The following is a 19710-nucleotide window of genomic DNA, read 5'->3' as shown; positions in this document are numbered from 1 at the left end:
GCGACCGGGCTGGACAAGTCCCGGTCGCACGACCAAATGTTGGCCATGACCCAGCGTGTCCTTCTCATCGTCTCCGGCGGCATTGCGGCCTATAAGTCGCTGGAACTGGTGCGCCAGTTGCGCAAGCGCGGCGTCGCCGTGCGCGCGGTGCTGACCGAAAGCGCGCAGCAGTTCGTCACGCCGCTGAGCCTGGGCGTGCTGACCGAGGATCATGTCTATGGTGACATGTTCGATCTCAAGGAAGAGCGCGAGATCGGCCATATCCAGCTGTCGCGCCAGGCGGACCTGATCGTCGTCGCGCCGGCGACCGCCAACATCCTGGCGAAGATGGCGGCGGGTATTGCCGATGACCTGGCCACCACCATATTGCTCGCCACCGACAAGCCGGTGCTGGCCGTACCGGCGATGAATGTGCGCATGTGGCACCACAAGGCGACGCAGCGGAACCTGGCGCAGCTCCATGCCGATGGCCTCCACATCATGACGCCCGACGATGGCGAGATGGCCTGCGGCGAATATGGCAAGGGGCGCCTGCCCGAGCCGGAAGCGATTGCGGCGGAGATCGGGCGCCTGCTGACCGACCCGGCTTTGCCCGATCCGCTGGCGGGTCAGCCGGATTTCGCGGGCGCGGATGAACCGCTGACCGGACGGCATATATTGGTGACGGCCGGGCCGACGCATGAGCCTATCGATCCGGTGCGCTACATCGCCAATCGCTCCTCGGGCAAACAGGGCTTTGCCATCGCCGCCGCCGCTGCGCGTGCCGGGGCGAAGGTGACTTTGGTGGCCGGCCCCGTCCATCTGCCGACGCCCGCAGGGGTCGACCGCATCGATGTCGAGACTGCACGGGAGATGCTGGCGGCGGTTGAGGGCGCGCTACCGGCCGACGCCGCGATCATGGTCGCGGCCGTTGCCGACTGGCGCACCGCCGACGCGGCCGAGCAGAAGCTGAAGAAGGATGGCTCCGGCCAGCCCGCGCCGCTCGTTCTGGTCGAAAATCCCGACATATTGGCGACGCTGGGCCATCATGTCCGCCGACCCCGCCTGCTGATCGGCTTTGCCGCCGAAACCCAGAAGATCGCCGAACATGCGCAGGCCAAGCTGACCCGCAAGGGCGCCGACTGGATCGTCGCCAATGACGTGTCCGGCGACGTCATGGGCGGCGACAGCAACAGCGTCCAGATCGTCACATCATCCGGCATCGAAAGCTGGGCCGCCATGGCCAAGAGCGATGTCGCCACCAAACTCATCGAAAAGGTTGCCAATGCCCTCTCCCCTGCCGCCGATTGATATCCAGCTTATGCGCCTGTCCAATGGCGAAGGGCTCCCCGTACCGGCCTATGCCACCGCGCATGCCGCCGGCATGGATGTGGTGTCGGCCGAGGAGATCATTCTCAACCCCGGCGATCGCCATCCGGTCGCCACCGGTTTTGCGCTGGCGATCCCCGAAGGCTATGAGATTCAGGTGCGGCCCCGGTCCGGCTTGGCGCTCAAGCATGGCATCACTCTGCCCAACGCCCCCGGCACGATCGACGCCGACTATCGCGGCGAACTCAAAGTGCTGCTGATCAATCATGGTGCCGATCCCTTCCCGATCAAGCGGGGCGATCGCATCGCGCAACTGGTGGTCGCACCGGTTCAGCTTGCGAGCTTCGTCGAGGTCGATATGCTCGACGATACCGTCCGGGGACAGGGCGGCTTCGGTTCTACGGGAGTGTGACCATCATGATGACGCCGCTGCTTTCGCTGATGCTTGCCGCCGCCACGCCGCAGGCGCTGCCCGCGATGCCCCAGGATCTGAATGAAGTGCCGGTGATCGAGGGCTGGCAGGGCCGCAAGGTGTCGCCCAAATGGTCGGAGAATGTTCACACCCTCTACCGCAAGGCATCGTGCAGCGGCGCGGTCAATTATGAAGGCTCGCAACTGCTGGAACTGGATGTGCTGTTCCTGCTCGATGGTCAGGGCCGGCCGCTGAAGATCGCGCCGGTCAATGCCCGCTGCCCGGGCGTGGAAAAATTCGTCAGCAACCGCATTCTGAGTTCGCTCAGCCGCAGCTTCCCCAGGACCGGCTCGGCCGAACCGGTATGGATGCGCTCGCAGGTGCGGTTCCTCTGGTCGGATGCGCCGTGACGCTGACCGACGATCAACTGGAGCGCTATGCCCGGCATATCGTGCTGAAGGAAATTGGCGGCGCCGGCCAGGCGCGGCTGCTGTCGGCCGATGTCGCGGCGATCGGTGCGGGCGGCATCGGCAGCCCGGCCATCCTCTATCTGGCGGCCGCCGGCGTCGGCACCATCCGGGTGATCGACGATGATGCGGTCGCCCTGTCCAACCTGCAGCGTCAGGTGCTGTTCGGCACCGATGATATCGATGCGCCCAAGGCGGAAGCGGCAATGGCGGCCGTTGCACGCCTCAATCCCGACATCAAGCTGATCCCGATCAACGCGCGGATCGATGCGGACAATGCCGCGATGCTGCTGCGCGAGGCCGATGTCGTGCTGGACGGGTGCGACAGTTTCGCGACCCGGCTGGTGGTGGCCGATGCCGCGCAGGCGCTGCGCATGCCGCTGGTATCGGCGGCAGTCGGCCCGTTCGAGGGGCAGCTCGCCACCTATCGCGGCTGGGAGACGGACAAGCCCTGCTATCGCTGCCTGGTGGGCAGCCCGGTTGACGCGCCCGAACGCAATTGTTCGGAAACCGGTGTGATCGGCGCGCTGACCGGGGTGATGGGCAGCCTGGCCGCGCTGGAGGTGATCCGGGCGCTGGTGCCGTTCGGCACCGACATGGCGGGGCAGTTGCTGATCGCGGACTTGCTGGCGATGCGCTTCCGCACGCTGGGCGTGCCCAAGGATCCGGCCTGCCCCGGTTGTGCGGCGGAACTGTGCGCGCACTGAGGATCGTCGTCATCACGGCCGATGCGGAGCGGCTGCGCGGCGCATTGGTGCTGGCGACGGCGCAGGCCGCGCTGGGCGGCGAGGCCAGCCTGTTCCTGCAACTGGATGCGGTGGCGCTGCTGGCCTCACCGCTGGCCGCGCCGGAAGATGCCGCGCATCAGGCGGCGGGCCTGCCGACGCTTGCCGAACTGCTGGCCGAGGCGCTGGACATGGGGGTGGCCCTGATCGCCTGCCAGAGCGGCCTGGCGCTGTCGGGCCTGTCCGCCGACACCCTGCCCGCCGGGGTCGAGATTGGCGGCCCGCTTTCCTTCCTGCAACAGACCGACGACGATGCCCGGCTGCTGATCCCCTGAATCAGTCGCGCAGGAAGATATCCTCGATCTTCAAACCGAACAGGTCGGCGATGCGGAAGGCAAGCGGGAGCGAGGGGTCATATTTGCCGGTCTCGATCGCGTTGACGCTCTGGCGCGAGATGCCGAGCTGGGCGGCGAGATCGCTCTGGTTCCAGTCGCGTTCCGCCCGCAAGATTTTGAGCCGGTTCTTCATGCGCGGCCGCCGGGCAGGATCGGCGCCAGCAACAGCCCCAGATTCCACAGGATGAAGGCGGCATACGCAGGCGCATGGGGGGCAAGGCCGGAACCTTCGAGCAGGCCCCAGACGGTGGTGATCACCAGCATGAAACCGGCGGCGATCAGCGCGCGCCGGGCATGGACCATGCGCAGATATTCGTCGGCCTCCTCCACCAGCAGCCGGCCCATCGCCCAGATGAAGCCGATCAGCGGCGGCGCCGGCAGCAAGGCGACGAGCACGGCCCAGATGCCCGACGGATGCCATTCGCGCTGGATGGTGATGGCCGCGACCACGGTGACGATATTGGCGATCATCAGCGGCACGACCCGGCCGATATAGCGGGCGATCGCCGATCCGGGCACGCCGCGCGCCAGCCGCATCGCTTCCCAGATCAACCAGCCCAGCGCCAGCAGGCCCGGCACCATCAGCGGCAATTTGCCGTCGCCGCTGATGGTGAAGATGTTGGCGGCGAAGGCAGCGGCCACCATCAGCACCGTGAACAGCGCGGCCGCAGCGCAGATGCGCCAGGGAAAGGGGTGAATGGGTTCCGGGGCGATCATGACTCGTGCCTCCTGCTCTGAAAGGGTCAAGCGTCCTTTACAGAAACAGGAAGCGACGAGTCAACTTACCTTTACATTTTATCGCGTATCCTTGTCAGAACTGGCCATAGCGCTCATTGCCGACAAAGCCGAGCTTGGTGACGCCGGAGCGGCGGATGTCGGCCAGGGTCTGGTCGACCACCAGATAGCGGGCGGCAGCATCCGGCTGGAATTGAAGTTCGGGCTCGACCGGCATGGCCAAAGTCTGGGCGAGGTAGCGGCGCAGGGTCAGGGCATCGACCGCCATGCCGTTCCAGCGGACCACGCCCGATGCGTCGATCGTCACCTTGTTCTTGATCGGATCGGGTTGGGGCAGGCTGGTATCGACCGGCGCCTGGGGCAGGTTGATGCCAACGCTGTGGGTCTGGATCGGGATGGTGATGATGAACATGATCAGCAGCACGAGCATGACGTCGATCAGCGGCGTCGTGTTCATCTCGCCCATCGGCGCTTCATCCTGCACGCCACGGGATTTTGCAAAGCTCAAAGCCATAAGTCCCTCCTGTGCTGATAATGATATATCAGCACATAAAACATGCGCCCGTGGGTGACTCTTGGCAAGAGGCCTTCTATTGACAGGGCAGACCGCCCATTTATGGGGAAGGCGCGGCTTTTTGGGCCGCGCAACCTGAACATTTCACAGAAAGACCCCCCGTGTCCGCCATGCTCAAGATCACCCTGCCCGATGGTTCCGTGCGTGAAGTCGCGCCCGGCACTACTCCGGCGGACATTGCAGCGGCGATCGGGCCGGGCCTGGCCAAGGCGGCGATCGCCGCGAAGGTCGACGGCGAACTGCGCGACATCATGCGCCCGCTAGAACAGGATTCGCAGCTCGCCCTCGTGACGGCGAAGGACGAGGCCGACGCGCTCGGACTGGCGCGCCACGATTTCGCCCATGTGCTGGCCGAAGCGGTGCAGGCGCTGTTCCCCGGCACGCAGATCACCTTCGGCCCGGCGACCGACGATGGTTTCTATTATGACTTCGCGCCCAAGGATCGCCCTTTCACTGAGGAAGACCTGCCCGCGATCGAGGCGGAGATGCGCAAGATCATCGCCGCCAACAAGCCGCTGCGCCGCGAAGTGATCGCCCGCGACACGCTGATCGCGCAGTGGGAAGCGGCCGGCGAGACGTTCAAGGCGCAATGGGCCGCCGAATTGCCGCAGGGCGAGGAACTGACCGTCTATCATTCGGGCGACGGCTGGTATGACATGTGCCGCGGCCCGCATCTGGCCTCCACCGGCAAGCTGGACCCGGCCGCGTTCAAGCTGACCCGCGTGTCGGGCGCCTATTGGCGCGGCGACCAGAAGAATGCGATGCTGAGCCGCATCTATGGCACCGGCTGGCTGAACAAGAAGCAGCTCAATGAACATCTGACGCGGCTGGAAGAGGCCGGCAAGCGCGACCATCGCAAGCTGGGCGCGGAGATGGACCTGTTCCACCTGCAGCAGGAAGCGCATGGCAGCGTCTTCTGGCACCCCAAGGGCTATCTGATCTGGCGCGAGCTGGAAGCCTATATGCGCCGTGCGATCGACGATGCCGGCTATCGCGAGGTGAAGACCCCGCAGGTGATGGACGCGCGCCAGTGGGAGCAGTCCGGCCATTGGGGTAAATATCGCGAGAATATGTTCGTCATCCCCGACGAAGTGCCGAATGTGGCGGACGAAGGCCCGCTGGTGTCGGACGATGTCGACTGGATGGCCCTGAAGCCGATGAACTGCCCGGCGCACATCCTGATCTTCAAGCAGGGGATCAAGAGCTATCGCGACCTGCCGCTGCGCTTCTACGAAAATGGCTGCTGCCACCGCAACGAGCCGCATGGCGCGCTGCACGGCCTGATGCGGGTGCGCCAGTTCACCCAGGACGACGCCCATATCTTCTGCCGCGAAGACCAGATCGTCGAGGAAGTGCGCGCCTTCTGCGCGCTGGCCGACCGGATCTACCGGGATTTCGGCTTCACCTACTCGATCAAGCTGGCGCTGCGCCCGGAAAAGCGCTTCGGCACCGAGGAAATGTGGGACAAGGCGGAAGAGGAACTGCGCAACGCGGTTGCCGCCGCCGGCCTCAACACGCCCGAATATGGCTGGGAAGAACTGCCCGGCGAAGGCGCCTTCTATGCGCCCAAGCTGGAATGGCACCTCACTGACGCGATCGGCCGCACCTGGCAGGTCGGCACCATCCAGTCGGACCGCGTGCTGCCCGAGCGGCTCGACGCCAGCTACATTGCCGAGGATGGCGAGCGCCATCGGCCGGTGATGCTGCACCGTGCGATCTTCGGCAGCTATGAGCGGTTCATCGGCATCCTGATCGAACATTATGCCGGCAAGTTCCCGCTGTGGCTGGCGCCGGTGCAGGCGGTGGTCGCGACGATCGTGTCGGATGCGGACAATTATGCGCTGGACGTGGTCGAGAAGCTGCGTGCCGCCGGCATTCGCGCCGAAGCCGACGTGCGCAACGAGAAGATCAACTACAAGGTGCGCGAACATTCGCTGGGCAAGGTGCCCAACCTGCTGGTCGTCGGCCGCCGCGAGGCGGAAGAAGGCACGGTGGCGCTGCGCGAACTGGGCAAGGATGGCCAGACCATGTTGCCGGTGAGCGAAGTGATTGCCCGCCTTGAAAAAGAAGGTCGCGCACCCGATATGGGTTGAGGCAGCAATGCCACAGGGTGCGTGATTCCGTTACGACGGAGGCACGCACCCCTTTCGGTTTTGTAGAAAAGCCGCTAAGAGCCACTCGGTTTTAATAGACTCAGGAGAAGCTGCTATACGTCCCCCGATGATGCGCCGCCCACTGGCGCCGCCGCCGAAGTCCGGCCCCCGGTATAACGAATTCATCACCGTACCCAAGGTGCGCGTGATCGATGACGAAGGCGAAAATCTGGGCGTGATGTTTACGCAGGAGGCGATCGAGCAGGCCGCCGACGTTGGCCTGGACCTGGTCGAAGTGTCGCCCAACGCCGATCCGCCAGTCTGCAAGTTCCTGGACATCGGCAAGTTCAAGTACGAAGCCCAGAAGAAGGCGAATATCGCCCGCAAGACCCAGAAGACGCAGGAACTCAAAGAGATCAAGATGCGTCCGAACATCGACGATCATGATTATGACACGAAGATGAAGAAGGTCCATGATTTCATCGGCGATGGCGACAAGGTGAAGATCACCCTGCGCTTCCGCGGCCGCGAACTCAGCCACCAGCAGCTCGGCATGAACCTGCTGCAGCGCGTGGCGGAAAATGTCGCCGAGATCGCCAAGGTCGAAGCCTATCCGCGCATGGAAGGCCGCCAGATGCTGATGGTTCTTTCGCCGAAATAAATGGCGCCGCGACATTGAAGAACATGCGTATCGGGCGGGGTCTGGCGACAGACTCCGCCCGATACGCATTTGAGCGCGACTTAGTCGATCAACGACGTGTCGGGCGTGGCGCGTGGATCCAGCGTCAGTTGCAGGAAGGCCAGGTCGAGCCATCGGCCGAATTTCATGCCGACCTGCGGCAGCAGGCCGACCTGGGTGAAGCCCAGCCGTTCGTGCAACCGGATCGATCCGATATTGCCGGCCTCGATGCCGGCGACCATGACATGCTTGCCGATCGCGCGGGCACGATCGATCAGGGCGAGCATCAGCGCCTTGCCGATTCCCGCCCCGCGCTGATCGACGCGGACATAGACCGAATGTTCGACCGTGTTGCGATAGCCATCCCAGGCGCGCCAGTCGCCAAAGGAGGCATAGCCAACCACATCGCCCAGCGCATCGACCGCCACCAGCACCGGATAGCCCTGCCCCTGCCGTTCCGTCAGCCAGGCGCGGCGATTGGCGGCATCCACCTGATGATCGTTCCAGATCGCCGTCGTGTTGACGACCGCGTCATTATAGATGGCCGCGATGGCCGGCGCATCGGCCGGGCTGGCATCCCGAATGGTCATTGGCGCAGGTCGCTCCTTGATGGGTGCATGTCAGGGTTCAGGCCGGGTTCGGCACGATCAGATATTTCTCGCCGGTGCGGCGGGCATTATAGGCCAGCACCGCGTCGCGCGTCAGCGCATCCCTGAGCGACAGGCGCGCCTTATAGTGGCTGGCGAAGAGGCCGGTGAGATTGTCCCGCACGCGGGCGCGCATCCGCTCCACCGTTTCCGCACCCGCCTGCGCCAGGAAAGGCGTCAGCAGCCAGCCGCCGACCCGCCAGCTGAAGCCGAAGCTGCGCGTGAGCAGGGTCGGCGACAGGTCGAGCGCGCCATAGATATAGGCCTGCTTCATGGTGGCGGAGCCATAGCGGCTATAGGTGGCGCCCGCACTCGCCACCTGCTCCATCGCGCCCAATATCCGGCTGACCAGCGAACCGCCGCCGATCGCGTCGAAGGCGATGGTCGCCCCCGTTTCGGTCAGAGCGGCGACCAGCAGTTCGGCAAAATCATCGGCCGTGCTGTCGAGCACATGCTGCGCTCCCAAATCGCGCAGCAGCGCAACCTGCGCCGGGCTGCGGACGATATTGACCAGCGGGATGTCGTCCGCCTGGCAGATTTTGACGAGCATCTGGCCAAGATTGGAGGCGGCCGCGGTATGGACCAGCGCCTTGTGCCCCTCTGCCCGCATGGTTTCGACAAAGCCGAGCGCAGTCATCGGATTGACGAAGGCCGATGCCCCCTGCTCCGCCGTGGCGCCATCCGGCAAGACCATGCAGGCGCGCGCATCGACCAGCCGATATTGGGCATACATGCCGCCCGGCACACAGGTGACGCGCTTGCCGAGCAGCGCCTGCGCTTCCGCAGCTTCGCCTGCCGCGATCACCGTGCCAGCCCCTTCATTGCCGACCGGCATCGCTTCACCCAGGCGCGAGGCCATGGCACGCATCGCTGCCTCGGGCATCTGCGCCACCAGATAGCCATCGCCATATTCGGCATGGTCGACATCGGCCGACCCCAGCAGCAACCCGAGATCGGATGGATTGATCGGCGCCGCCTCGACCCGCAGCACGACCTGAGATCCGGTCGGCGCTGGCAGGGTCTGCTCTGCCAGCGATACGGTCAGTCGGCCATCGGGCGCGAGGGTCGAAAGAATTTGCAGACCGGTGATGTCGGACATGAGGAGGCTCCCTTGGCGGCGATGACATTGGCGGCGATGAAAGGGGCTTAGCCTGCCACGCCGCCATCGGCCAGCATCGGCGCGATCAGGCGGCGGGCAGCGCGCGGTAGAGCGTGGGATACATGGCGCGGAATGCCTTGAGCTTGGGCATGTCCCAGCGCTGGATATAGGGATGATAGGGATAGCGGGCCATGAAGTCCTGATGATCGGCCCCGGCATCCTGAAAGCCGGTGAAGGGCTCCACCTTGGTCACGATCGGGTCGCGCCACAGCCCGGCCTTCTGCAACTGCGCCAGATAGGCGCGCGCTGCCCTGTCCTGCCCGGCATTGAGCGGGAAGAGCGCGCTGCGATATTGGGTGCCGCTGTCGGGCCGCTGATAATTGAGCGTGGTCGGGTCGGTGATGACCGAGAAGAAGATGCGCAGCAGCGTGCCGTAGCTGACGATCTTCGGATCATAGGTGACCCGCACCGACTCGGCGAAGCCGGTATCGCCGCCGCTGACCATGTCATAATCGACCTTGCGGTCGCGCGGTCCGCCGGCGAACCCCGCCACGACGAGCCTGACGCCCTTCACATGGGAAAAGACGCCCTCAACGCCCCAATAGCAGCCGCCCGCAAAGATCGCGGTTTCCAGCGACCGGGTCGGCTGCGCATCCAGCGCCGGAATCGGCGCGGGGACGGCAGGTTCGGCATGCAATGGGGTAGACGCGGCGGCGAGCGCCGCAAGGGATAGGAGGAAAAGGCCCTTAGAGCGCCGCACTGCCGACAGGGGTCGCGGTCGACGCGATCGCGGTCGAGGTCAGCGCCGGCGGCTCATTATTGGGCTGAAGCGCGAACATCGCGACCGCCCCGATGGCAAAGCCACCCAGGAAGCGGAAGAACAGTTCGGATTTCAAAAACGCCAACATGGCCAAGCCTTTCTGTCGCGATATCTTCGCGATCGTCGCCCGGTAGGACATTACGCCTTGCCCCTGTCTGAACATGATCGCGCCGGACAGCGGCTTTCGACCAAGGACGGGAGCGAAGCGACGAAATGCCACCGCACATAAGTTTCTTTACGCAACGGGCATATAGCGCCTGCGGCGTCAATCACAAGACGCTGCCGTGCGAAAAAGACCGTTTCAATTTCTGAGACAATGGAAAAATCCGGCCGCGATAGACAGGATCGCGACCGGATTTTCAAGAGCTTATTGCAGGCCGACGATCATCGGCCGGCGATCACTTCAGCGCTGCACAGGCTTCCTGGATGCGCACGCAGGCGGTCTTGAGCACCTCTTCCGAGGTCGCATAGCTGATGCGGAAGGCCGGCGAGAGGCCGAAGGCGGCGCCATGGACGGCCGCGACCTTCGCTTCGTCGAGGAAATAGCCGATCAGCGCTTCGTCGCTGTCGATCCGCTGGCCCTTGGGCGTCACCTTGCCAATCACGCCGCTGGCGTCGGGATAGACATAGAAGGCGCCTTCAGGCGTCGGGCAGTCGAGGCCCGGCGCGTCATTCAGCATGGCGACGACCATGTCGCGGCGCTTCTTGAAGGCGGCATTGCGCTCTTCCAGGAAATCCTGCGGGCCGGTCAGCGCAGCCACGGCAGCGGCCTGGCTGATCGAGCAGGGATTGCTGGTCGACTGCGACTGCAGCTTGCCCATCGCCTTGATGATCCATTCGGGACCGCCGGCGAAACCGATGCGCCAGCCGGTCATCGAGAAGGCCTTGGAACAGCCATTGACCGTCAGGGTGCGGTCATAGAGATCCGGGCAGACCTGGGCGATGGTGGCGAAAGGGGTCGGCGCGTACCAGACATGCTCATACATGTCGTCGGTCATCACCAGCACATGCGGATGACGCAGCAGCACCTCGCCCAGCGCCTTGAGTTCGGTCGCCGAATAGGCGGCACCCGACGGGTTGGACGGCGAATTGAGCATCACCCACTTGGTGCGCGGGGTGATCGCCGCGTCGAGCTGGGCCGGGGTGATCTTGTAGCCCTGGCTGGCCGGGCCTTCGATGAACACGGGCGTGCCGCCGGCGAAGTTCACGATGTCGGGATAGCTGACCCAATAGGGCGCGGGGATGATGACCTCATCGCCCACGTCGACCGTCGCGACCAGCGCGTTGAACAGGGTGTGCTTGCCGCCCGAGTTCACGCTGATCTGGCTGCGCTTGTAGATCAGGCCATTGTCGCGCTTGAACTTGAAGGCCACGGCTTCCTTGACGTCGGCAGTGCCGTCGACATCGGTATAGCGGGTCAGATTCTTGCGAATGGCCTCGATCCCCGCCTCTTTGACGAAATCGGGCGTGTCGAAATCGGGTTCGCCGGCGGAAAGACCAATGACGTCCACGCCTTCGGCTTTAAGGGCATTCACGCGCGCGCTCATCGCCAGGGTGGCGGAGGGCTGGATGCGACCGAGGGCTGCGGAAGTCTGGCTCATGGCAATGATCTTTCTCCAGAGCGATGCCCAGACGGACAAAAGAGTCCGCGTTCGACGGCATCGCGACAAAAAATAATATTATCTCCTTGTCTGCCGCGCAGGCAGACGCGGCGGTCCTTAGTGCGCAAAGGACGCCGGAGCAACCGCCAGTTGCCGGTTATTGGCTTGTGCGCATCCTAGGAAAACTATCGGACCAGCGAGGCCGCGACCATCCCGCGCGACGCATTGCCGATGAAGAAGCCGCGTTCCAGATCATGGATGCGCAGATCGCCCTCCACCGCCTCGCCCATGTCGAGCAGGCTCTGGCGCAGGATTCCGCGCAGCAGCCCGCGCGAGGCCGGCGGCGTTACCAGCTTGTCACCCCGTTCCACGAAGATGGAGGAGAAGCAGCCTTCGGTCAGATAGCCCTGTTCGTCGGTCATCAGCACCTCATAGGTGCCGCCGCGCTGCAGCGCGTCGCGATAGAGGGAGCGGTCGGTGGTCTTGTGCTCCAGCCGGGGATCAGTGGCGGCGGCGAGCCGGGGCACGACCTTCACCTGCATGATCGCCTTGGGCCAGGTGCGATGTTCGCGCACCTCGATCGACACCGAGCCCTGGCGCGACACCAGCAGCCGCACGCGGCTGAGTTCGCGCAGGCGGAAAGTGGCGGCCTGAAGCTCGTTGCGCACGCTGTGGCGGTCGAAGGCGAAGCCCAGCGCCTGCGCGCTGTCCTTCAGCCGGCCCAGATGCAGTTCCAGCAGACGCACACCTTCATGCGGATCGAAGGCCATGGTCTCGAGCAGATCATATCGTCCGTCAGCCACCGACATCGAACCTATTCACGCCCCACTGCAATCATCTTTCATCCCAGCGACAGGAAGCGCCCCTTGGCCAGGCATTCCGCCCATTCGGCCGACGCATCCGAATCCGCAACGATGCCGGAACCCAGGCCCAGGCGACCGATACCGCTTCCTTCTTCGACGCAAATGGTGCGAATGGCAACATTGAAAGCCGCGTCCCCCGCAGGATCCATCCAGCCCATGGCGCCAGTGTAGACGCCGCGGGCGAAAGGCTCGACCATATCGATGATCTCCATCGCCCGCACCTTGGGCGCGCCGGTGATCGATCCGCAGGGGAAAAGCACCCGCAGCACGTCGACCGGCGCCAGCCCCGGCAGCACCCGGCCGCGAATGGTCGAGACCATCTGATGGACGGTCGGATAGGTTTCGACCTTGAACAGGTCGGGGACCGTGACCGACCCGGCCCGTGCCACCCGCGACAGATCATTGCGCAACAGGTCGACGATCATCAGATTTTCGGCGCGCTGCTTGGCATCGCGCGCCAGCTCGGCCGCCAGGGCGGCATCCCGTTCCGGATCATGATCGCGCACGGCGGTGCCCTTCATCGGCCGCGCGGTGAGTTGCCCGCGCACCTGGGTGAAGAAGAGTTCGGGCGAAAAGGACAATATCTGATGCCCGCCGATATTGATGACGCCGCCATAGCCGGCCTGCGCGCGCGGACGCAGCGCCGCGTAGAGCGCCATCGGATCGCCGGCGAAGCGCAATTCGCACGGGAAGGTCAGATTGACCTGATAGATGTCGCCGGCACGGATCAGTTCCTGCACCTGGTCGAACTGCGCGCGATAGTCGGCTTCGCTGACGAGCGGCCAGGGCGCATCGACGCTGACCGCCGCAGGATCGGGCAGCAGGTCCGCGACGCCATCGGCCGGGATGAAGCGACAGCCCTCGAACAGGCCGAACCAGAGCAAGGGCATGGCTTGCGGCCCGCCCTTGGGCGGGCGGTGCGCGATCGGCGCCAGCCGTTCCTCCAGCGCCAGCCCGGCTTCATAGCTGATATAGCCGGCGGCATGCAGGCCGGCTTCGCGCGCTTCGGCGATGCGGTCGAGCGCGGGCTGCACCTCCTCCATCCGCCAGGCGGCGATGACCGACACCGGATCGCGATACAGCCGCGCGGGCGCTGCCCCCTGGACGCGCGCATCGTCGAACAGGGCAAAGGCTTCGGTGGGACCAGGCAGGCGCATGGCGCCCTCTTAACAGGCTTTGGCGCGCACGAAAGAGCGATGCAGGTGGCGCCATGATTGCCCGGCGGGGCAAAGCTGGCCTAGACAGGGGGCATGTCCGACCAGCCCCCTGCCCCGACCAGCGAACCGCGTCCGTTCAAACCGGCCTTGCTGCTGGGCCTGCGCAGCCGCTGCCCGGCCTGTGGCGAGGGCAGGCTGTTCGCGCGCTTCCTGAAACCGGTGTCGGCGTGCAGCCATTGCGGCCAGCGCTGGGACGGTCATCAGGCCGATGATTTCCCGGCTTATATCGTCATCCTGCTGCTCGGCCATCTGCTGGTGCCGCTGATGATCGAGGTCAATGCCGCGCTGGCCATCCCATTGGGCTGGCAGGCGGTGCTATGGCCGACGCTGGCGGCGATATTGGGGCTGGCGATGATCCAGCCCGCCAAGGGGGCGGTGCTGGCCTTTCAATGGTCGCGCCGGATGCACGGCTTCGCCTGACGGCGCGCCGGCAATCCGAGCCTTATTCAGCCGGCTTGCGGATGAAGTTGAGTTCCATCGCTTCGCGCAGCGTGTCGTCGATCGAGCGACGGCCTTCGGCGCCATGGGTGACGACGGTGGTGTCGCAGGTGGCGACGCACACGCCCTTCTGGAAGCCGGCCGAGCTGATCGTCCAGCTGGTGCGGCCGATATGGCCGATCGCGCAATGGACCTCGAACGGATAGGGGAAATGCGATTCCTCGATGAAGTTGAGGTTCACATTGGCCACCAGCCAGCGCACGCCCTGTTCCTGCGGGTGGCGGCCCATATGGTGATGAAAGCGGATACGGGCCGTTTCGAAGATACCGGAAATCGCCACATTGTTGATGTGGCCCATGGTATCGAGATCCTGGAAACGCGTATCGATGCTCGTGATGAAGCGATATGCGTCGGGACTGAACCGCCAGGATTCGGGTTTGGCCATGTCCTGCTTTCCTTGAAATTGTTTTTTTCGCTCTTAGCCCAGCGATCTTGCGATGCAATGTTCGCGGCGAAAATGCCGCGACTGCGACCTTTATGACACAGACAAAATCATAACGATATTGTCACGAAACTGACGCCGCAGCGTCGCGATAGTCACATTGCAGTGCAACATGCCCCGCCTAGAGCGCCCGCCAATCACACATGATTGGGGGATTTCACCATGCGCCACGCACTCAGCCTGCTGCTCGCTTCGACCGCCTGCATCGCCGCACCCGCCTTTGCCCAGGACATGGCGCCCGCCGCCGATGCCGCGGCCGATGCGGACAGCGCCGGCATCATCGTCTTTGGCCGGGGCGAAACCCGCCAGGTCCAGGAAATCACCACCCGCGACCTCGTCACCCTGACGCCCGGCACCAATGCGCTCAAAGCCATCGAGAAGCTGCCCAGCGTCAATTTCCAGTCGTCCGATCCGTTCGGCAGCTATGAATGGTCGCAGCGCGTCAGCATCCGCAGCTTCAACCAGAACCAGCTTGGCTTCACCTTCGACGGCATTCCGCTGGGAGACATGAGCTATGGCAATCATAACGGCCTGCACATCACCCGCGCCATCAGCAGCGAGAATATCGGCACCGTCCGCGTGTCGCAGGGTTCGGGCTCGCTGGGCACCCAGTCGACCGGCAATCTGGGCGGCACGGTCGAGACCTTCTCGATGGATCCGGCCGATGCGCTGGGCGCACAGGGCAACCTCACCTATGGCAGCGACGAGACCTGGCGCGCCTTCGCCCGGCTGAACATGGGCAGCGCCGACGGCATTCGCGGCTATGTCTCTTATGCATACGGCTCGACCGACAAGTGGAAGGGCCAGGGCACGCAGGACCAGCATATGGTCAATGCCAAGGTCGTGATCCCGGTCGGCGATGGCAAGCTGGATGGCTGGCTGAGCTATTCGGACCGCCGCGAGCAGGATTATCAGGACATGTCGATGGACATGATCAACCGCCTGGGCTGGAAATGGGACAATACCTCGCCCGACTATGCCAAGGCGGTCCTCTATGCCGACATCGGCAATAATCGCGGCGAAACCGGCGCGCCGGTCAGCAACGCCGCCGCCGGCACCGTCTATCCCGACAATGTGACGTCGGTCTGGGACGCCTATTATGATGCCGCCGGTCTGCGCGAGGACTGGCTGGGCGCGATCGGCTACAGCACGCCGCTGGGCGATCATGCCAATTTCAAGATCAAGGGCTATTACCACAATAATAGCGGCATGGGCCTGTGGGCGACGCCCTCGGTCCCCAGCCCCACCGGCGGTTCGCCGCTGTCGATCCGCACCACCGAATATGACATGGACCGGATCGGCGCGTTCGGCAGCGTCGATGCGACGATCGGCGTCCAGACGCTGGAAGCGGGCGCCTGGTACGAGAATAACAAGTTCAACCAGGCCCGCCGCTTCTATGCGTTCAAGAGCCGCACCGAGGCGGGCCTCTCCTTCCGCGACTATCCCAAGAACCCGTTCGCGACCCAGTGGGAGTTCGATTTCACCACCGACACGATCCAATATTATGTCCGCGACAAGATCGACTTGGGCATGCTGACGATCAACCTGGGCTGGAAGGGCTTCAAGGTCACCAACGAGGCCGAGGCGGTCGTGTCGAGCAGCTTCCCCGAGGGCAAGATCAAGGCCGAGGACTGGTTCCAGCCCCATGCCGGCTTCGCCGTCGAACTGAGCCCCGAGGCGGAAATCTTCGGTGGCTTCACCCAGGTGACCAAGGCCTTTGCCAGCGCCACCACCACCGGCCCCTTCTCCACCAACCAGGCCGGCTTCGACCAGATCCGCGACGACCTGAAACCGGAAAGCTCGGACACGTACGAACTAGGCCTGCGCTACAACACGTCGCGCTTCAACGGCACGCTGGGCGCCTATCTGGTCAACTTCCGCAACCGCCTGCTGGCGGTGCAGGTCGGCAGCCCGATCCTGGGCCTGGCCTCCGCGCTGCAGAATGTCGGCAATGTCCGCGCCGTCGGCATCGAGGCGGCGGGCGACCTGAAGCTGGGCCAGGGCTTCGGCCTCTATGCCAGCTACAGCTACACCGACGCCACCTATCGCGACGATGTGCTCAACAGCTCGGACGGCACGCTGGTTGCCGCGATCAAGGGCAAGACCGTGGTCGACAGCCCCAAGCATATGCTGCGCGGCGAACTCAATTATGACCAGGGGCCGCTGTTCGGCCGGATCGGCGCCAACTATATGTCGAAGCGCTATTACAGCTACACCAACGATGCGTCGGTCGATGGCCGGGTAATCGTGGACGCCTCGATCGGTTATCGCGTCACCGACCAGATCGAAGTGCAGCTCAACGCCAGCAACCTGTTCGACAAGAAATATATCAGCACGATCGGATCGGGCGGCTTTGGCAATAGCGGCGACGCGCAGACGCTGCTGATCGGCGCGCCGCAGCAATTCTTCGTCACCCTCAAGGCGGGGTTCTGAGATGAACAAGGCCGCGCTGCTTGCCTCCGCCCTGCTCGCCCTCACGCCGCTCCCGGCGCTGGCCGAGCCGGTGCTGCTGATCTCGATCGACGGGCTGCGCCCCGGCGACGTGCTGGAGGCGGACAAGCGCGGCCTTGCCTTGCCCAATCTGCGCCGGTTCCTGACCGATGGCGCCCATGCATCGGGCGTCACCGGCGTGCTGCCGACGCTGACCTATCCCAGCCACACCACGCTGATGACCGGCGTGTCGCCGGGCAAACATGGCATCGTCAACAACAACAGCTTCGACCCGATGCAGATCAACCAGGGCGGCTGGTATTGGTATGCGCAGGATGTGAAGGTGCCGATGCTGTGGGATGCAGCCGCAAAAGCCGGGCTGTCCACCGGCAATGTCCACTGGCCGGTCAGCGTCGCCGCCAGGGGCGTCCGCTGGAACCTGCCGCAAATCTGGCGCACCGGCCATGCTGACGACGCGCAATTGCTTGATGCGCTGGCGACGCCGGGCCTGAAGGCGGAGCTGGAACGGGAGGTCGGCCAGCCCTATGCCATGGGGATCGATGAAAGCCTGTCCGGCGACCAGAACAGGGGCCGGTTCGCCACCGCCCTGATCGCCGCGCACCAGCCCGACTTCCTGACCGTCTACCTCACCGCACTCGACCATGAGCAGCATGGCAGCGGTCCCGACACACCAGCCGCCAAGGCCGTGCTGGAAAAGATTGACGCGATCGTCGGCGACCTGATCGCGGCCGAGCGCAAGGCCCATCCCGACGCGCTGATCGCGCTGGTCAGCGACCATGGGTTCGAGGCGACACATAGCGGCCTAAACCTGTTCCGCCCCTTCATCGACGCCGGCCTCATCACCCTCGGCGCGGACGGCAAGGTCGCATCCTGGCAGGCCATGCCCTGGATCGGCGGCGGATCGGCCGCGATCATGCTTGCCCGCCCCGATGACCAGATGCTGGCCGACAAGGTGAAGGGCCTGCTCGACAGGCTGGCCGCCAACCCCGCCAACGGCATCGACCGCATCGTCGGCCGGGCGGAGATGGTCAAGCTCGGCGGCAATGCGCAGGCCAGCTTCACGATCAACCTCAAGCCCGGCTTCGTCACCGACATCTTCCGCGGTGCCAATGCGCCGCTGGTCGCGCCGACGCCGGTCAAGGGCATGCACGGCTATTTCCCCGGCCCGGCCAATCTGCGCGCCACCTTCATGGCGATGGGACCGGGGGTGAAGCCGGGCAAGGATCTGGGCCTGATCGACATGCGCGCGATCGCGCCCACCCTGGCCAAGGCGATGGGCGCCAGCCTGCCCGACGCGGAGGCGGCGCCGATCGATCTGCGCTGATCCACCCGGCAACGGATCGTTTCCGGCTGCGACGATGGACTTCATTACCCCCGCGACATAATTTTGCGCCCAATCCAACAGGGTCATTTTCGGGGTAGTCCATATGCCGCAGCGTTACAGCCTGGCCGCCATCATCTTGCACTGGGCGATCGCCGCCCTGCTCGCCTTCCAGATCGCCGTCGGCTGGGCGCTGGGCAGTCTGGGCGCGCGCGGCTTTGCGCTGTTCCAGTTGCACAAGTCGATCGGCATCACCGTGCTGCTGCTGACGCTGCTGCGGATCGGCGTGCGCTGGTGGAAGCCGCGCCCGGCCAAGCTGGAGGGCGGCTGGCAGGGAGCGTTGGCGTCTGGCGTCCATGTCGGCCTCTATGCCTTCATGCTGGGCGCGCCGCTGACCGGCTGGGCGCTGGTCTCGACCGCCAAGGTCAAGGTGCCGACGCTGTTCTTCGGCGTCATTCCCCTGCCCCATTTGCCGCTGCCGATGGCAAGCCATGGCCTGGCCGAAGGCGGTCATAGCCTGCTCGCCTGGATCGGCATTGCGCTGGTGGCGCTGCATGTCGCAGGCGCGCTGCGCCATCATGTGCTGATGCGCGACGGGCTGATCTGGCGGATGGTGCCGGGCCGCTCGACCGCCTTGCTGATCGGCCTGCCCGCGCTGATCCTCATCGGATTCCTGCTGGGCCGGGCGATCCTGCCGGGTGCAGTGCCTGAAGCGCCCGCTGCCCCCGACGCCAATGCGGTCGAGGCGCCGGTCGAAGACAATGCCGTCGAAGCCGCCAGCAATGCGAGCGACAATGCCGCCGCCCCGGCTGCGAACGAGACCGCCGCCGTCGCCGAGGAACCCGCCGGCCCGCCCCCCGCATGGGCCGTACAACCCGGCGGCAAGATCGGCTTTTCGGTCGGCAACAGCGGCGAGACGATCAGCGGCAGCTTCTCCAAATGGACCGCGAAGATCGTGATGGACCCCGACCATCCCGAAAGCGCCGACATCAAGGTAACGATCGACATGGCATCGGCCAGCGTCGGCGACGCATACAAGGACGGCATGCTGCCCGGCGACGAATTCTTTGGCAGCGCCGCCCACCCGACCGCGACCTTCGTCGCCAAGGGTGCGGAAAAGACCGGCGCCAACGCCTATCGCGCCCATGGCACGCTGACGCTGAAGGGCGTGGCCAAGCCGCAGGCGATCCGCTTCACCCTGTCGGGCAGCGGCACAAGCCGCAAGGTCAGCGGATCGGCCAGCGTCGCCCGCCTGCCCTTTGGCGTGGGCAATGGCGACAGCAGCACTGGTCTCGATCCCAAAGTGATGGTGACCTTCAGCTTTGACGCCAAGGCGCAATAAGGCCATGCGATGCATGGATTA

Annotated in this window: 22 protein-coding genes; 11 read left to right on the top strand and 11 right to left on the bottom strand. The window is 64.8% G+C overall.

Features of this window, described 5'->3' with window-relative positions:
• The first annotated feature begins 45 nt into the window (after positions 1–45).
• Genes coaBC through E5554_RS07600 form a run of 5 tightly spaced genes read left to right on the top strand, consistent with a single transcriptional unit; the run spans position 46 to position 3247 of the window.
• Positions 46–1290, top strand: a complete 1245-nt coding sequence (gene coaBC / locus E5554_RS07620; protein ID WP_136186431.1) for a bifunctional phosphopantothenoylcysteine decarboxylase/phosphopantothenate--cysteine ligase CoaBC — start codon at positions 46–48, stop codon at positions 1288–1290.
• Positions 1265–1720 (top strand): dUTP diphosphatase, encoded by a 456-nt coding sequence (gene dut / locus E5554_RS07615; protein ID WP_136186430.1) that lies wholly within the window; start codon positions 1265–1267, stop codon positions 1718–1720. Before coaBC ends, dut begins: the two co-directional genes overlap by 26 nt.
• A gap of 5 nt (positions 1721–1725) precedes the next feature.
• A complete protein-coding gene (locus E5554_RS07610) occupies positions 1726–2130 on the top strand; it encodes a hypothetical protein (RefSeq protein WP_136186429.1) in 405 nt (134 codons plus the stop codon).
• Positions 2127–2894 carry a HesA/MoeB/ThiF family protein gene (locus E5554_RS07605; RefSeq protein WP_136186428.1) on the top strand — a complete coding sequence of 256 codons (768 nt, stop codon included), beginning with the start codon at positions 2127–2129 and terminating at the stop codon, positions 2892–2894. Before E5554_RS07610 ends, E5554_RS07605 begins: the two co-directional genes overlap by 4 nt.
• Positions 2882–3247, top strand: coding sequence for a DsrE family protein (locus E5554_RS07600; protein ID WP_210729808.1), 366 nt, complete (start codon positions 2882–2884; stop codon positions 3245–3247). Before E5554_RS07605 ends, E5554_RS07600 begins: the two co-directional genes overlap by 13 nt.
• A gap of 1 nt (position 3248) precedes the next feature.
• On the opposite strand, the gene E5554_RS07595 is transcribed toward E5554_RS07600, so the two are convergent.
• The 3 genes from E5554_RS07595 to E5554_RS07585 all read right to left on the bottom strand — a co-directional run bounded on the left by E5554_RS07595 (position 3249) and on the right by E5554_RS07585 (position 4556).
• A complete protein-coding gene (locus E5554_RS07595) occupies positions 3249–3440 on the bottom strand; it encodes a helix-turn-helix transcriptional regulator (RefSeq protein ID WP_004208912.1) in 192 nt (63 codons plus the stop codon).
• Positions 3437–4024: a hypothetical protein gene (locus E5554_RS07590; RefSeq protein WP_136186427.1), complete on the bottom strand. Its 588-nt coding sequence runs from the start codon at positions 4022–4024 to the stop codon at positions 3437–3439. Before E5554_RS07590 ends, E5554_RS07595 begins: the two co-directional genes overlap by 4 nt.
• 94 nt (positions 4025–4118) lie before the next feature.
• Complete coding sequence (locus tag E5554_RS07585) at positions 4119–4556, bottom strand: biopolymer transporter ExbD (RefSeq protein WP_017500856.1); 438 nt, start codon at positions 4554–4556, stop codon at positions 4119–4121.
• Between the two features lie 170 nt (positions 4557–4726).
• Here E5554_RS07585 and thrS point away from each other — a divergent pair, with 170 nt between their 5' ends.
• Both thrS and infC read left to right on the top strand, forming a co-directional pair.
• Positions 4727–6709 (top strand): threonine--tRNA ligase, encoded by a 1983-nt coding sequence (thrS, locus tag E5554_RS07580; protein ID WP_136188290.1) that lies wholly within the window; start codon positions 4727–4729, stop codon positions 6707–6709.
• A 127-nt stretch (positions 6710–6836) separates the two neighbouring features.
• The gene (gene infC, locus E5554_RS07575) at positions 6837–7370 is read left to right on the top strand and encodes a translation initiation factor IF-3 (protein WP_029547879.1); all 534 of its coding nucleotides are present in this window, start codon (positions 6837–6839) and stop codon (positions 7368–7370) included.
• Positions 7371–7450: 80 nt separating this feature from the next.
• Here the strand turns inward: infC and E5554_RS07570 are convergent, their stop codons facing one another.
• From E5554_RS07570 to pabB, 7 genes are all read right to left on the bottom strand, one after another.
• Positions 7451–7978, bottom strand: a complete 528-nt coding sequence (locus E5554_RS07570; protein WP_136186426.1) for a GNAT family N-acetyltransferase — start codon at positions 7976–7978, stop codon at positions 7451–7453.
• Positions 7979–8015: 37 nt separating this feature from the next.
• Entirely contained in the window at positions 8016–9134 is a 1119-nt protein-coding gene (locus E5554_RS07565; RefSeq protein WP_136186425.1) for a zinc-binding dehydrogenase, read from the bottom strand.
• A gap of 85 nt (positions 9135–9219) precedes the next feature.
• Positions 9220–9894: a peptide-methionine (S)-S-oxide reductase MsrA gene (msrA, locus tag E5554_RS07560; protein ID WP_136186424.1), complete on the bottom strand. Its 675-nt coding sequence runs from the start codon at positions 9892–9894 to the stop codon at positions 9220–9222.
• Complete coding sequence (locus tag E5554_RS07555; RefSeq protein WP_170319005.1) at positions 9881–10042, bottom strand: hypothetical protein; 162 nt, start codon at positions 10040–10042, stop codon at positions 9881–9883. The genes msrA and E5554_RS07555 overlap by 14 nt, the downstream gene beginning before the upstream one ends.
• Positions 10043–10352: 310 nt before the next feature.
• Positions 10353–11555: a pyridoxal phosphate-dependent aminotransferase gene (locus E5554_RS07550; protein ID WP_017500850.1), complete on the bottom strand. Its 1203-nt coding sequence runs from the start codon at positions 11553–11555 to the stop codon at positions 10353–10355.
• Positions 11556–11740: 185 nt separating this feature from the next.
• Positions 11741–12364, bottom strand: a complete 624-nt coding sequence (locus E5554_RS07545; RefSeq protein WP_004210299.1) for an aminotransferase class IV — start codon at positions 12362–12364, stop codon at positions 11741–11743.
• 32 nt (positions 12365–12396) lie between these two features.
• On the bottom strand, positions 12397–13575 hold the full coding sequence (gene pabB / locus E5554_RS07540; protein WP_136186423.1) for an aminodeoxychorismate synthase component I: 1179 nt from the start codon (positions 13573–13575) through the stop codon (positions 12397–12399).
• 93 nt (positions 13576–13668) lie between these two features.
• Here pabB and E5554_RS07535 point away from each other — a divergent pair, with 93 nt between their 5' ends.
• Positions 13669–14055, top strand: coding sequence for a DUF983 domain-containing protein (locus E5554_RS07535; RefSeq protein ID WP_125985648.1), 387 nt, complete (start codon positions 13669–13671; stop codon positions 14053–14055).
• A gap of 22 nt (positions 14056–14077) precedes the next feature.
• Here E5554_RS07535 and E5554_RS07530 read toward each other — a convergent pair whose 3' ends face one another.
• A complete protein-coding gene (locus E5554_RS07530; protein WP_004210293.1) occupies positions 14078–14518 on the bottom strand; it encodes a thioesterase family protein in 441 nt (146 codons plus the stop codon).
• A 219-nt stretch (positions 14519–14737) separates the two neighbouring features.
• Between E5554_RS07530 and E5554_RS07525 the strand changes: the two genes are divergently transcribed.
• From E5554_RS07525 to E5554_RS07515, 3 genes are all read left to right on the top strand, one after another.
• On the top strand, positions 14738–17008 hold the full coding sequence (locus tag E5554_RS07525) for a TonB-dependent receptor (RefSeq protein ID WP_136186422.1): 2271 nt from the start codon (positions 14738–14740) through the stop codon (positions 17006–17008).
• Position 17009: 1 nt separating this feature from the next.
• Entirely contained in the window at positions 17010–18350 is a 1341-nt protein-coding gene (locus E5554_RS07520; RefSeq protein ID WP_136186421.1) for an ectonucleotide pyrophosphatase/phosphodiesterase, read from the top strand.
• Positions 18351–18453: 103 nt separating this feature from the next.
• Positions 18454–19689 carry a YceI family protein gene (locus E5554_RS07515; protein ID WP_136186420.1) on the top strand — a complete coding sequence of 412 codons (1236 nt, stop codon included), beginning with the start codon at positions 18454–18456 and terminating at the stop codon, positions 19687–19689.
• Positions 19690–19710: the final 21 nt, after the last annotated feature.

This window comes from Sphingobium sp. PAMC28499 (assembly GCF_004795815.1).
Classification (GTDB): domain Bacteria; phylum Pseudomonadota; class Alphaproteobacteria; order Sphingomonadales; family Sphingomonadaceae; genus Sphingobium; species Sphingobium yanoikuyae.
This window is presented reverse-complemented; position numbering and strand designations above follow the sequence as displayed.

Excerpts from the sequence above, each read along its gene's own strand:
- coaBC (WP_136186431.1), top strand. The coding sequence starts at position 46 with ATGACCCAGCGTGTCCTTCTCATCGTCTCCGGCGGCATTGCGGCCTAT.
- dut (WP_136186430.1), top strand. The coding sequence starts at position 1,265 with ATGCCCTCTCCCCTGCCGCCGATTGATATCCAGCTTATGCGCCTGTCC.
- E5554_RS07610 (WP_136186429.1), top strand. The coding sequence starts at position 1,726 with ATGATGACGCCGCTGCTTTCGCTGATGCTTGCCGCCGCCACGCCGCAG.
- E5554_RS07595 (WP_004208912.1), bottom strand. The coding sequence starts at position 3,440 with ATGAAGAACCGGCTCAAAATCTTGCGGGCGGAACGCGACTGGAACCAG.
- E5554_RS07590 (WP_136186427.1), bottom strand. The coding sequence starts at position 4,024 with ATGATCGCCCCGGAACCCATTCACCCCTTTCCCTGGCGCATCTGCGCT.
- E5554_RS07585 (WP_017500856.1), bottom strand. The coding sequence starts at position 4,556 with ATGGCTTTGAGCTTTGCAAAATCCCGTGGCGTGCAGGATGAAGCGCCG.
- thrS (WP_136188290.1), top strand. The coding sequence starts at position 4,727 with ATGCTCAAGATCACCCTGCCCGATGGTTCCGTGCGTGAAGTCGCGCCC.
- infC (WP_029547879.1), top strand. The coding sequence starts at position 6,837 with ATGATGCGCCGCCCACTGGCGCCGCCGCCGAAGTCCGGCCCCCGGTAT.
- E5554_RS07570 (WP_136186426.1), bottom strand. The coding sequence starts at position 7,978 with ATGACCATTCGGGATGCCAGCCCGGCCGATGCGCCGGCCATCGCGGCC.
- E5554_RS07565 (WP_136186425.1), bottom strand. The coding sequence starts at position 9,134 with ATGTCCGACATCACCGGTCTGCAAATTCTTTCGACCCTCGCGCCCGAT.
- E5554_RS07555 (WP_170319005.1), bottom strand. The coding sequence starts at position 10,042 with ATGTTGGCGTTTTTGAAATCCGAACTGTTCTTCCGCTTCCTGGGTGGC.
- E5554_RS07550 (WP_017500850.1), bottom strand. The coding sequence starts at position 11,555 with ATGAGCCAGACTTCCGCAGCCCTCGGTCGCATCCAGCCCTCCGCCACC.
- E5554_RS07545 (WP_004210299.1), bottom strand. The coding sequence starts at position 12,364 with ATGTCGGTGGCTGACGGACGATATGATCTGCTCGAGACCATGGCCTTC.
- pabB (WP_136186423.1), bottom strand. The coding sequence starts at position 13,575 with ATGCGCCTGCCTGGTCCCACCGAAGCCTTTGCCCTGTTCGACGATGCG.
- E5554_RS07535 (WP_125985648.1), top strand. The coding sequence starts at position 13,669 with ATGTCCGACCAGCCCCCTGCCCCGACCAGCGAACCGCGTCCGTTCAAA.
- E5554_RS07530 (WP_004210293.1), bottom strand. The coding sequence starts at position 14,518 with ATGGCCAAACCCGAATCCTGGCGGTTCAGTCCCGACGCATATCGCTTC.
- E5554_RS07525 (WP_136186422.1), top strand. The coding sequence starts at position 14,738 with ATGCGCCACGCACTCAGCCTGCTGCTCGCTTCGACCGCCTGCATCGCC.
- E5554_RS07520 (WP_136186421.1), top strand. The coding sequence starts at position 17,010 with ATGAACAAGGCCGCGCTGCTTGCCTCCGCCCTGCTCGCCCTCACGCCG.
- E5554_RS07515 (WP_136186420.1), top strand. The coding sequence starts at position 18,454 with ATGCCGCAGCGTTACAGCCTGGCCGCCATCATCTTGCACTGGGCGATC.